Genomic DNA, 12,329 nt, shown 5'->3' on the forward strand with positions numbered 1-12,329 from the left:
CCTACCCCTGTGGGCGCGGCGAACCGTGGCCGTGGGGCCACGCCGCGCCATGATCGAGGGCGTGATCCTCTACCTGGTGGCTCTGAGCGGCTTCTGGTTGGCCAGGGATCTGCGAAGCGGCATGGTGGCCGCCGGGCTGATCGGCATCGGCATCGCCGCGGTGATGCTCCTGCTCGACGTGCTGATTGCGGACGTCATCGACGAGGATCACCTGGGCACGGGGCGCCGGCGGGAGGGCATGTACTTCGGCATGCACGCGCTCATCCTGCGCCTCAACGGCGTGGCGCAGGCCGGCATCCTGGGCCTGGTGCTGAGCCGTTCCGGCTACGACCCCAACCTTGCGCAGCAGCCCGAGTCGGCGCTGCTCGGGCTACGGCTCCTGGTCACGGCCATCCCGGCCGCCATTCTGGTGCTCACGCTTGTGTTCTTGTGGTTGTACCCGCTGCACGGCGAGCGCCTGGCGCAGATCCGGGCATCGGTCAAGGAGCGCCGGCTTGCCCGCCAGGACACGCCCGTTCAGGCTCCCGGCGCAAGCTGAAGAGCCGGAAGTGTAGCTCTGAGGCCGGCGTCCGGTAAGGAGGCCATCCAGCGGCGTTGAGAGGCGAAGCACTCTGGACGCGCCCACCCAGCCTGCCCGGCCGCCGGAGGTGGGGCCGCCGCCTGCTTGTCGCCATTGGGGTCCTGGCGTCCGCCGTGGCAGCCGTGGCGCTCACCTACCCGCTGATGCTGGAAGGGCTTGCGCGGTTTCTCGTCGTCTTCGACCCGCCAGCCAGGGCCGACGCCATCATTGTGCTCGGAGGCGACTGGAAAGGGCGCATTCAAAAAGGGATTCAACTTTACAAGGAAGGCTTCGCAAAGACCCTGGTCGTCACCGGTGGCCGGCTGATCGCTCCCGACAGGACGGAGGCCGACTACCTGGCAGAGGTCGCGCGGCGGGCCGGTGTGCCGGCGAGCGCCATCATCAAAGAGCCACGGCCCAACAGCACCTGGCAGGACGCGGTTTTCACCGCGGAGATCGCGCGGGCCCAGGGATGGCAGCGCGTCATCGTGGTGACCTCCGACTGGCACTCCCGCCGGGCCGCCATGACGTTCCGTCGGGTGTACGGCCCGGCGGGGATCGAGGTGTTGAGCGCGCCCAGCACCGAATGGCGGTTTGAGACCGGGCGGTGGTGGCAGTACCCCGACGGCGGCGAAACCATCCCAATTGAATGGATCCGCCTGGTCTGGTACGCGCTGCGGCTCTAAGGCCTACCGCCACGTGCTGGGCCGGCGCCGTCTGGCCCGGCGCCGGGTGTCGTGGCTTTCAAGCAATTCCAGATCATCCAGGCTGATGAGGGCGGCAACGGGCCTGCGCATGTGGGTGACCAGGACGCTTCGGCCCGTGGTGCGGACGAGCTGGATGAAGTGGCTCCAGCGGTCTCGGACCTCTTGAACGGAGGCCACGACGAACTCGCCTGAGCCGGGTTCGGGGCGTTGACGGTAAGCAGCGGGCGGGGCGGAACCGGGGAACGGGCGTGAGGCAGCGGGTCTTGCTGAGGCTGAGGGTCTGACCGGGGCTGAAGATGAGTCTGCGAGCGGTTGCAACGGTGTCCCTCCCTATAGCGACACCAGTGGTCTCGACCCGACACAAACGTTCGACGCCAGACGACACCGATCCTTTCCGCACTGTCGCAGTGCCCCGACCCGGCGAGTCCTCCCGTCTCACCAGAGCCATACCAGCAGGCCCATGAAGAGCAGGCTGTTGGTGATCTCGATGAGCCCGGCGACGACGGGGCGCAGCCTCGTGCCGCTCGGAAGCAGCCACGTTCGGATAGCGCTCGGCACATACGCGAGGGCGACCTTCGGCAAGCCCACCAGCGCCGGCGCGGCGACAAGCGCCACGTGCACTGCGTTGGAGAGCCGCTTGAAATCACGGTCGCCGCGCTCCCTGAAGAGCGTCTTGACGTGAAACGCCGTGCCGAAAAAGTACAGAAAGCAGAACAGCCACAGCAATGCCGCGTTCCGGTCCAAAGCACCGGTACCGGCGAGGTACGACACGGGCGCCCACAGTTCGAGCCCGGCGATGGCCAGCGCGTCGTTGACGAGGGTGCGCTCCTTGCGCGCTCTGGCGAACGCCAGGTTCGTCCCGAACAGGGCCGCGGCCAGGGCACCGAACGCCACAAGGACCGGCCACTGCATGGCCGGATAAAGGACCAGCACGGCTGCGAGGCCGCCGAACGCAGCCGCCCCGCGCCGCAGCCACCCGCCTCGCGGACCTTCCCTCACCGCCTCCAGTGCGGCAAACGAGGCAAGGTGCAGGAAGAGGGCCGAAAGCAGGATGAAGACGTGGATCCACCCCGGCCGGCCGATGGCGGCGCCCAGCAGGACGGGCAGCAACCACATGAACCAGACGCCGTGCTCACGCGGGATCAACCGTCGAATCGATGTAAAACCCATGGCACGCCGGAGCGGGCCGTCACGCGGGCCTTGCCGCTACGGCCCGGCGCACCAACCCCCCGGCCGCTTCCAGGCGGGCCCGAGCCTCGGCCGCGCCCGCCCCGGTCAGAACCATCACGATAGCGGTCTTGACGTGCATTCCGGCTTCCCGCAGCGCGCGGCGCGCCTCCTCCTCGCTGCACCCCGTCGCTTCGAGCACGATGCGCACCGCCCGCTGGCGCAGCTTCTCATTGCTGGCCCTCATGTCCACCATCAGGTTCTGGTAGACCTTGCCGAGCCGTACCATGGCGCCCGTTGAAATCATGTTCAAGACCATTTTCTGTGCCGTGCCGGCCTTCAAGCGCGTGGACCCGGCGATCACCTCGGGCCCCACGATCGGCGCAATGGCGACGTCCGCCAGTTCCTCGACGGGGCTGGGCCGGTTGCAGGCGACGGAGACGGTTCGAGCCCCTACCTCTCGGGCGGCCCGCAGGGCGCCGATGACGAAAGGCGTCCGGCCGCTGGCCGTGATGCCGACCACGAGGTCGCCCGGCCCCACCCGCTCACGGACACGCCGGTAGCCGTCCTCTTCGTCGTCCTCGGCGTTTTCGGCCGCGCCGAACGCCGCATCCAGCCCCCCCGCCAGGATCACCTGGACGGCGTCCGGCTCGACGCCGAAGGTCGGGGGCCACTCCGATGCGTCCAGCAGCCCGATCCGGCCGCTGGTGCCCGCCCCGGCGTAGAAGACCCTGCCGTTCCCCGCCAGCGTGGCGGCTGCCAGGTCGATGGCCCTGGCAATCGCCGGCAGTTCGTCATGTACGGCCCGGGCGATGCGGGCGTCCTCCTCGTTCATCACCCTCGCGATTTCCAGCGAATTCAGTTCGTCCAGGTTCTGCGTTGCGGCGTTGCGAGCCTCGGTGACAAGGTGGTTGAAATCTTGCTGCACCCACGCGGCCTCCTCAGGGATTCTCCCCCAGCTCCTTCAGGTACTGGCGGGCCCGTTCCTTATTTGCCACGTCGTTGACCGGATCCTTGACCTCCATGGCCAGGACTTCCCGGTAAACCCGTATGGCCGCTTCCCGGTCGCCCGCCGCCTGATAGGCCTCCCCCAGGCCGAGCCGGTACAGCACGTCGTCCGGGGCATACCTGACGGCCAGTTCGGCGTGCTCGACCGCCTTCTTCTTGTCGCCGATGGAAAGCGGCCGGCCCGGTACGACGCGGTACAGCACGCCGAGCACGTGGTGCGCCCCCGCGTGGGTGGGGTCGAGCCTCACCACGGTCTCCATCTCCCGCACCACGTCGTCCACCATGAACAGGCTCACCAGGACGCCGCGCTCCTCCCCGACCCGGCCGATGAGCACCCCGTACCAGTAATGCCCGTCCACGCCGTCCGCCTTGAGTTCCACGGCGCGGCGGGCGATGTCGCGTCCCTCTTCCAGGATCGAGCGCCTTTCGGGTTTGTCCACCAGCTCGGCCAGTTGCCAGGCGGCGCGCCCGGCCTTCCACGCCGCTTCGTAAGAGTTGGGATCGGCCGTGAAAGCCTGCTTGTAGAGTTCGTACGCCTTTCTCACGTCTTCGGCGCCGGTTCGCTTGTCGTAGATGGCGTCGGCCTGCGAGACCAGTTGCCGGGCGCGCTCGGCGTCCCCGGTCCCGGCGGCGCCTGAAGCCACAGGTGCCAGGGCGATGCCCGGCAAGACCAAAACGGCGAAAAGCCAGACGGCCGGAAGCTTCCCAGCCCGATCTCCCCTGCGCATGCGCCCCACCTCCCGCCTCCATACGTTCCCTGGCCCTGCGCGCACTCCTTCACGGCGCCCGCTAAAGGGCGCTGCAGACGCGGGCGGTCGCGTCCTTCAGGCGGGAGAGGCTCTCGAGAAGCCCGTGAAAGGCCGCGGGCGGCACGGAAGACCTCCGCTGGTCCAGCGCCTGGGCCAGGGCATCCAGGCCGGCAGCTGCCCTGCGCAGGATGCTCGGAAGCGATGCCTCGGGATCGTGACAGCGTTCCAGGTCGAAGGCCTGGGGGGCGTGGCCCGTCGCTGGGCCAGGCGGGTCGAGGTAGTACCCGCCCCGGGGTCCGGGGCGCACCTGGATGAGGCCCCGGAGCACCAGGCAGCGCGCCTGTTCTCGAGCGTAGGTCTCGCAGATGTTGAGCGCGCTCGCAATCTCCCGTGAACGCACGGGGCGAGCGTACGTTGCCTCGCGCCTCTTCAGCAATTCGATGATGTAGCGCTGAAGCACCGGAAGCTGGGAAAAAACGTCGCGATCATTCGAAGTTGTCCGAGTCAATTCGACCCCCCCAACCCCGTCGCTGGCGTTATTAGTTACTTTTACCAGCCAACCCTCCCTGCACCTCTTTCTCCCGAGGCGGTGCCCTCGCTCCGGCGCCCTTCCGTCGCAAGGCGCAGCGGCGCGCGTTGTCGCCGGCACCCGGAAGCATCGCGCCGTAGTGTCGCCGCTAATGCGACGACCGAGAGGAACGTCCGCCCCCGCCCCCGAAAGGGGCTGGCGTGAACAGGAAGTCGGTCCGCGCAGGCCTCCTGGTGGCCGCGCTGAGCGTCGCAGCACCCGTCACCGGCAGCGTCATCCGGGGTCAGGGCGCGGGGGCCGGTCCGGCGGTGGAGGGGGTGGTGCGCGTGCGACCGGGCATTGAAGTGTTGCTGGCGAAACACCGCCAGATGCTGGCCGGGCGGCGGGTGGGGCTTATCACCAACCCGACTGGGGTCCTGCCCGACCTGACCCATGACCTGGACGCCCTGATCCGGGCCGGTGTGCAGGTGGTGGCGGCGTTCGGCCCGGAGCATGGAGTCCGGGGCAGTCTGCAGGCGGGGGTCAAACAGAGCGGCATCGAGGTCGATCCCGACACCGGCATCCCCTTCTACCCGCTTTACGGCAAAGACCGGGAGCAGATTGCGGCGGCTTTCCGGGAGTCCGGCACCGACCTCATCCTGTTCGACATCCAGGACGTGGGCACCCGGTTCTACACCTACATCTGGACGATGTCGGACTCCCTGGAGGCGGCGGCACTGGCCGGCATCCCCGTGGTGGTGCTCGACCGCCCCAACCCCATCGGCGGCGTGGCGGTGGGGGGGCCCGTCCTCGAGGCGCGCTTTGCCAGCTTCGTCGGACGCTACCCCATCGCGCTGCGGCACGGCATGACGGCGGGTGAACTCGCGCGCCTCTTCAACGATCGCTTCGTGCCCGAGGCCACAGGCGGGCGCCGCGCTCGGCTCGACGTCATTCCCATGGAAGGGTGGCGCCGGTCGATGTACTTTGACGAGACCGGGCTACCCTGGGTGATGCCCTCCCCCAACATGCCCACCCTCGAGACGGCGCTGGTGTACCCGGGGCAAGGCCTCTTCGAGGGGACGAACCTGTCCGAGGGGCGCGGCACCACCCGGCCCTTTGAACTGATCGGCGCTCCCTTCGTGAAGCCGTTGGAGCTCGCCGCCCGGCTCAACGCGCTGAAGTTGCCCGGCGTGCGCTTCCGGGCCGCCTACTTCACGCCGACGTTCAGCAAGTACCAGGGGCAGGTGGTGGGCGGCGTACAGGTTCACGTGACCGACCGCCGCCAGTACAGGCCGGTCGAGACCGCCCTCGAAATCCTGGCCACCGTCCGGCACCTCTACCCTGCGCAGTTTGAATGGCGCACGAGCGGATCGTCAGGCGGCAGGCCGCGCTACTTCATCGACCTGCTGGCGGGTACCGACCGGGTGCGAAGTGCGCTCGACGCCGGGGAGAGCCCTGCGGCCATCGCAGCCGCATGGCAGGCGCAGCTGGAAGCGTTTGAGGCTTTGCGGGCACGGTATCTCATCTACCCGGAATAGAGGCAAAAGGGAGCGGGCCCGCCCTGTGGCCCGCTCCCCTTGTGACCCACCCGTTCCGGCGCCCGTTGGCCGAGCGCCCAGACCGGCGGCTCTTCTAGCGAAGCGCCTGCTGGGAGCTGAGGAGCACCGTCCGGGCGAAGCTCGGGTTGTGGATGCCGTAGGAGCCGTCCCACAGCACCAGCAGGTAGTTCCACGTGGCCCGTACCAGCGGGTCGCCGGTGGGGATCACGGGCTTCCCGTCGGCGCCCTTCAGGTTCCCGAGTTGAGCCCATACGGTGCTGCCGTCCTTCAGGACCATTTCGAATCCCATCTGGCCGTGGATGCCCGTGGGCGTGACCGAGACGATCTCCGAGCCGGCCAGCGGCCGTTCCTCGGTCTTGTCCGTCTCGGGATCCCATGCACCGACCCGGGTGATCTTGTCCCGGAATTGCGCCGCAAAGCGGGCGTTGATGGCCGCCTTGGTCTCGTCGAGCAAGAGGCGCGTAGGCTTCTGCACCATCTCGGCCTCGTAGCCGGACCCGTGGCACGTGGCGCAGACCTTCTCGGATGCGTGGAAGGTGTGGCCTTCGCCGAGTTCGACGTGGCACGTCACGCAGGAGTTGCCCGTGAAGGCCGCGTGCGCTGAGACGTAGTCGGCGGCATCGTAGTTGACGAAGAAGACGTTCTTGCCCATGATGACGTCGGCCTGCGCGGAGTGGTGCGGTGCGGTGTAGCGGCCGGGGTCGGCGGCGTCCCAGGCCACCTTGCCGTTTCGCGTGTTATGGCAGGCCATGCACAGCGCGCCGTTGCCCACGCCTCTGGCCTCGAAGCCGGCCGGGAGTGCGGGCGTGCTGCCCGAGACTCGCAGTTCAAAGGTCTCGGTGTGGCACGCGTCGCAGTCGATGGGCTTCACGGCCTGAGCGGTCAGGCCCAGGCTGGCCAGGTACTCCACCGTGGCGGCCTTCCCGTCCGGGCCCACCAGGTTGCCCGGGTTGCCGGCCGCAAGCTGGCGCGTCCAGGCCGCGAACCCCTGCGAGGAGTGGCAGCGGCCGCAGTGCGCGGCCGTGGCCTTGCGGAAGTCAACGGTGGCCTCCTCGACGGCCAGTTCACGGTCGGCGTGGCCCGAAGTGCTCCACTGCTTCTCGATGTCGGCACCGGCGCTCTCCACCACCCCGGCAGGTCCCCATGAGGACCACGAGGCCACAGCCACGGCGGCGGCCAGCGTCGCGATACCGGCTCGGAGAAGGACGACATGCAGCCGTCTCATACCATACCCCCCGTTCGTAGTGTCGTAACCGATTGCCGCGCAGCCTCCACCAAACCAACGAATACCTGAACGGGCGGGCCGCGCCTAGGTACGAACGTCAGGGGCAAACCGCAACGTCTTGTTTGCCTGCCGCGCAGGGGCTTCGCGGGCGCCTGCCGCGGTGGTGGGCTCGTAGAGGGGTGCCTGCCCTGCTAAAATGGGGGCGTGGTCGCGCCCGTGGGCGTCGCTGTCGGTGCAGCACACCTGGAAGCACGGGGACAACGAATTGGGGGGCTTCACTCACATGCCGCACACTCAAGCGCCCCGAATGGACACGTTCGGCGCCAGGGGCCGCCTGGACACCCCTCAAGGGCCTGTCACCATTTACCGCCTCGCCGCTGTGGAGGCCCGCGGGGTCGGATCCATCGGCCGCCTGCCGTTTTCCATCCGGGTGCTCCTGGAAAACCTGCTGCGCCACCTCGACGGGGAGATCGTGACGGAAGAGGACGTGCTCGCCCTGGCCCGCTGGGAGCCGCGAACGGCGAGCCGGCAGGAGATCGCGTTCATGCCGTCCCGGGTCGTCCTGCAGGACTTCACCGGCGTGCCTGCGGTGGTGGACCTGGCGGCGATGCGTTCGGCGGTGGAGCGTATGGGCGGCGAGGCACGGCGCATCAACCCGCTCGTGCCGGCCGACCTGGTGATCGACCACTCCGTGCAGGTTGACCTGTTCGGCACCAGCTACGCCTTTGCGGCCAACGTGGGACTGGAGTATGAGCGCAACCGGGAGCGCTACGTGCTGCTGCGCTGGGCGCAGCGCCGGCTGGACAACTTCCGGGTCGTGCCGCCCGGCACGGGGATCGTGCACCAGGTCAACCTGGAGTACCTGGCCGCCGTGGTGCACCACCGCCGCGCTGGCGACGAGTGGCAGGCGTTCCCGGACACGCTGGTGGGCACCGATTCCCACACCACCATGATCAACGGACTCGGCGTGTTGGGCTGGGGCGTGGGCGGCATCGAGGCCGAGGCCGTCATGCTCGGCCAGCCGTACTACATGCTGATCCCGGACGTCATCGGGGTACGCCTGACGGGCCGGCTGCCCGAGGCGGCGACCGCCACCGACCTGGTGCTCACCGTCACCGAGATGCTGCGCAAGAAGGGCGTCGTGGACAAGTTCGTGGAGTTCTTCGGCCCCGGCGTGCGCGAGCTCAGCCTCCCTGACCGCGCCACTATCGCCAACATGGCCCCCGAATACGGTGCCACCATGGGCTTCTTCCCGGTGGACGGGGAGACCGTGCGGTACCTGCGCGGCACCGGCCGCAACGAGGCCGCCGTCGAGTTGGTCGAGCGCTACTGCAAGGAACAGAGCCTGTGGTGGCACGAGGGCGCGGCCGACCCCGAGTACACGGACGTCGTCGAACTCGACATGGGCACGGTCCAGCCGAGCCTCGCAGGCCCCCGCCGGCCGCAGGACCGGGTGCTTTTGGGTGACATGAAGTCGGCGTTCCGCCAGGCGCTGGTGAACTTCTACAACAAGCCGCTGCCCGACGGGCAGCCCGGACCGGCGGGCGCCGGCGGCAGCGGGAATGGCCGCCTGCGCGACGGCGACGTGGTCATCGCTGCCATCACCAGCTGCACCAACACGTCAAACCCGTCCGTCATGGTGGGCGCAGCGCTGCTGGCCAAGAAGGCCGTCGAACGCGGGCTCACGGTCAAGCCGCACGTCAAGACCAGCATGGCGCCGGGCTCGAAGGTGGTGACCCGGTACCTGGAGCAGACGGGGCTGCTTGCGTACCTTGAGGCGCTGCGCTTCCACGTGGTAGGCTACGGCTGCACCACCTGCATCGGCAACAGCGGCCTGTTGCCCGAAGCGGTGGCCGGTTCCGTGAAGGCGGACGACCTGGTGGTGGCCGCCGTGCTCAGCGGCAACCGCAACTTCGAGGGCCGGGTCAACCCGCTGGTGCGCGCCAACTACCTGGCCTCTCCCATGCTGGTGGTGGCCTACGCGCTGGCCGGCACGGTGGACATCGACCTCACCCGGGAGCCGCTCGGCGTCGACCCCAACGGCACGCCCGTCTACCTCAAAGACGTCTGGCCGACCCAGGAAGAGATAGCCGAGGCCATCCGCAAGGCCCTGCGTCCGGATCTGTTCCGGCAGGAGTACGCAAGCGTCTTCGAGGGCGACGAGCGCTGGAAGGCGCTTCCGGTCCCCGAGGGCGAATTGTACCGCTGGGATCCGGCCTCAACCTACATCCAGGAGCCGCCGTTCTTCACGGAGATGACCCTGGAGCCGCCTGCGCCCCAGGATATCCGTGGCGCCCGCGTCCTGGCGCTTTTGGGCGACTCCATCACCACCGACCACATCTCGCCGGCAGGGGCCATCGCCAAGGACAGCCCGGCGGGCCGGTACCTGCTGCAACACGGGGTGCCGGAGCACGAGTTCAACACCTACGGGTCGCGCCGGGGCAACCACGAGGTGATGATGCGCGGCACGTTCGCCAACATTCGCCTCCGCAACCTCATGGTGCCGGGCATCGAAGGCGGCTGGACCCTGCACCTTCCGGACGGTGAGAAAATGAGCGTCTACGACGCGGCCATGCGCTACAAGCAGGAGGGCGTGCCGCTGGTGGTGATCGCCGGGAAGGAGTACGGGACGGGGAGCTCCCGGGACTGGGCCGCGAAGGGCACTTATCTCCTCGGGGTGCGGGCCGTCATCGCCGAGAGCTTCGAGCGTATCCACCGCAGCAACCTGGTGGGCATGGGGGTGCTCCCGCTGCAGTTCAAGGCGGGCGAAAACGCCCGGACGCTCGGCCTCACCGGGCACGAGGTCATCGAGGTGACGGGCATCGCGGGCGGGCTTGCACCCCGCCAGCAACTGCATGTGACGGCGCGCCGGCCGGATGGGAGCCGAGTTGACTTCGACGTCGTGGCGCGCCTGGACACCCCGGTGGACGTGGAGTACTACCGCCACGGCGGCATCCTGCAGGCGGTCATGCGCCGGATCCTGACCGAAGCGGCGCCGGCCAGCTCCGCGCCGGCGTGAGAGGGCTCGCCGCATGAGAATGCTGGTGACGGGCGGCCGCGGGCAGCTTGGCCGTGAACTCGAGGAGCTGTCAGGCGTCTCAAAGCCGCCCGTCGACTGCTGGGCGCCAGGCCACGCCGAACTCGACGTCACCGACCCGCACGCCCTGCGCCGCGCCCTCCAACGCTTCAACCCCGACGTCGTGGTGCACGCGGCGGCCATCACGGACGTGGACCGCTGCGAGCGGGAGCCGGAACTTGCCTGGCGCGTCAACGCGGAGGCCACGAGGATCCTGGCTCGCCTCTGTGCCGAGCGGGCCATTCCGGTCGTCTACGTCAGCACGGACTACGTCTTTGACGGGCGCAAGGGCGCCCCGTACGTGGAGTCCGACCCGACCCACCCGCTGAGCGTTTACGCGGCGACGAAACTCGAGGGCGAGCGCGCCGTGGCCGATGCGGGCGGCCCGTATGCGATCGTGCGGACGGCATGGGTCTACTCGACGTACGGCCGTAACTTCCCGAGGACGATCCTGGAGGCCGCCCGCCGGGCGAGTGCCGGGCCGGAGGCGCTGCGGGTCGTGGCCGACCAGACGGGCTCCCCCACCTACGGGCGGGACCTGGCGCTGGCGCTGCTGGTCATGATCAAAAAAGACCTGACGTCGAGCCGCCGGGTCTTCCACGCCGCCAACGCCGGGGCATGTTCCCGCTACGAGCAGGCGAGGGAACTCCTGGCCCTGTCCGGCTGGCAGGTGCCCGTCGAGCCGATCACGACGGCGGAGCTCAACCGCCCCGCCCCCCGGCCCGCCTGCTCGGCGCTTGACTCGTCAGCCCTCGGCGCCGAGGGCATTCCGATGCGCCCGTGGCGCGAGGCGCTGGCGGACTTCACCGAGCGCCTGCGGCACCAGGAGCCGGACCTGTTTCCTACCGCCCGGGCGTAGCGGCCTCGCTGATCGCCCGGTACAGGTCAGCCGTCAGATCCACGGGAACGTCCACGTCCCTGGCGAGGCCGGCCGGGCGAAGCGCGACAGCGCGCAGACCCGCCCGGCGGGCCAGCGTCCGGTGACGCCAAAAGCTCCCCGGCCCGAAGGCCGGCTCCAGCCGGGCGGGCAAGGCCAGCGCCAGGGCGTTGGTGCCTCCGTCCGGAGACGGCACCAGCGCTATCGTGGACGGATTCTTCAGGGCGCCCAGCACCGCTGAGATGTCACCGGGGTGTACCCACGGCACGTCTCCGGGCAGTACCAGAGCCGCCTGCCAGCCCCGGGCGATCGCCTCATCGAGGGCGGCTTTCACGGAGGGGTTCAACCCTCCGCGGTCTTTCGACCAGGTGCAGCCGAACTCGGCGCAGAGTTCCACCACCGGAGGATCTCCGCCCACGACGTGCACATCGAGCCCGGCCTGCCGTGCGGCCAGCGCGACCCGGCCCAGCATCCAAAGTACGAGACGCGAGCGGGCCGCCGGCCCCAGGACCGGGGCGAGCCGCGACTTCCCCGCCAGGGCGCCTTTTACCGGGATGATGGCCACGGTCACTTCAGGCAGCATCCGCTGCCGCCTCCAGCACCAGCGTGGCCACCCGCCGCCGGTCCGCCTCCGCCTGCAGCGCGATGGGCGCCACCACGGGGCGCATGCCCATCGCTTCAATTTCCGGCGCGGATGCTTCATCGGCGGGGTCGATGACGAAGAGATCGATGAGGCCGCGGTAGAACGCCGCCACACCCGCTGCTTCAGGCCGTAGCCCCAGGCCCTGCATCATCTCCACCGCCGGCCCCTTGAACGCTCGCCCCGCCGCCAGCGGGCTGACGGCCACCCGCCGCCGGCGCCTTGCCAGGCTCTCCCGCACGCCCGGCAGCGCC

13 protein-coding genes are annotated in these 12,329 nt (G+C 69.2%); 5 read left to right on the forward strand and 8 right to left on the reverse strand.

Annotated features, from left to right (window positions below):
• The coding region (locus AB1609_06190; GenBank protein ID MEW6046057.1) for an MFS transporter at positions 1–538 on the forward strand (538 nt) is incomplete at its 5' end.
• A 56-nt stretch (positions 539–594) separates the two neighbouring features.
• Complete coding sequence (locus AB1609_06195) at positions 595–1,245, forward strand: YdcF family protein (GenBank protein MEW6046058.1); 651 nt, start codon at positions 595–597, stop codon at positions 1,243–1,245.
• 3 nt (positions 1,246–1,248) lie between these two features.
• Here the strand turns inward: AB1609_06195 and AB1609_06200 are convergent, their stop codons facing one another.
• The 5 genes from AB1609_06200 to AB1609_06220 form a co-directional block, all read right to left on the reverse strand.
• Complete coding sequence (locus AB1609_06200; protein ID MEW6046059.1) at positions 1,249–1,443, reverse strand: type II toxin-antitoxin system prevent-host-death family antitoxin; 195 nt, start codon at positions 1,441–1,443, stop codon at positions 1,249–1,251.
• Between the two features lie 258 nt (positions 1,444–1,701).
• Positions 1,702–2,436 (reverse strand): YwiC-like family protein, encoded by a 735-nt coding sequence (locus AB1609_06205; GenBank protein MEW6046060.1) that lies wholly within the window; start codon positions 2,434–2,436, stop codon positions 1,702–1,704.
• Between the two features lie 19 nt (positions 2,437–2,455).
• Positions 2,456–3,361, reverse strand: a complete 906-nt coding sequence (gene murQ / locus AB1609_06210; GenBank protein MEW6046061.1) for an N-acetylmuramic acid 6-phosphate etherase — start codon at positions 3,359–3,361, stop codon at positions 2,456–2,458.
• 13 nt (positions 3,362–3,374) lie between these two features.
• On the reverse strand, positions 3,375–4,169 hold the full coding sequence (locus tag AB1609_06215; protein ID MEW6046062.1) for a hypothetical protein: 795 nt from the start codon (positions 4,167–4,169) through the stop codon (positions 3,375–3,377).
• 61 nt (positions 4,170–4,230) lie between these two features.
• Complete coding sequence (locus tag AB1609_06220; protein MEW6046063.1) at positions 4,231–4,698, reverse strand: hypothetical protein; 468 nt, start codon at positions 4,696–4,698, stop codon at positions 4,231–4,233.
• 221 nt (positions 4,699–4,919) lie between these two features.
• Between AB1609_06220 and AB1609_06225 the strand changes: the two genes are divergently transcribed.
• The gene (locus AB1609_06225; protein ID MEW6046064.1) at positions 4,920–6,236 is read left to right on the forward strand and encodes a DUF1343 domain-containing protein; all 1,317 of its coding nucleotides are present in this window, start codon (positions 4,920–4,922) and stop codon (positions 6,234–6,236) included.
• 94 nt (positions 6,237–6,330) lie between these two features.
• On the opposite strand, the gene AB1609_06230 is transcribed toward AB1609_06225, so the two are convergent.
• A complete protein-coding gene (locus tag AB1609_06230) occupies positions 6,331–7,482 on the reverse strand; it encodes a hypothetical protein (GenBank protein MEW6046065.1) in 1,152 nt (383 codons plus the stop codon).
• Positions 7,483–7,789: 307 nt separating this feature from the next.
• On the opposite strand from AB1609_06230, the gene acnA reads away from it, so the two are divergent.
• Positions 7,790–10,501 carry an aconitate hydratase AcnA gene (acnA, locus tag AB1609_06235; protein ID MEW6046066.1) on the forward strand — a complete coding sequence of 904 codons (2,712 nt, stop codon included), beginning with the start codon at positions 7,790–7,792 and terminating at the stop codon, positions 10,499–10,501.
• A 13-nt stretch (positions 10,502–10,514) separates the two neighbouring features.
• A complete protein-coding gene (rfbD, locus tag AB1609_06240) occupies positions 10,515–11,417 on the forward strand; it encodes a dTDP-4-dehydrorhamnose reductase (GenBank protein MEW6046067.1) in 903 nt (300 codons plus the stop codon).
• Here rfbD and cofC read toward each other — a convergent pair.
• Entirely contained in the window at positions 11,401–12,018 is a 618-nt protein-coding gene (gene cofC / locus AB1609_06245) for a 2-phospho-L-lactate guanylyltransferase (GenBank protein MEW6046068.1), read from the reverse strand. The genes rfbD and cofC overlap by 17 nt on opposite strands.
• Positions 12,008–12,329: 2-phospho-L-lactate transferase (locus AB1609_06250; protein MEW6046069.1), on the reverse strand; the 322-nt coding region annotated here is incomplete at its 5' end. The genes AB1609_06250 and cofC, both read right to left, overlap by 11 nt.

The sequence above is a fragment of the Bacillota bacterium genome (assembly GCA_040754675.1).
Lineage (GTDB): Bacteria > Bacillota > Limnochordia > Limnochordales > Geochordaceae > Geochorda.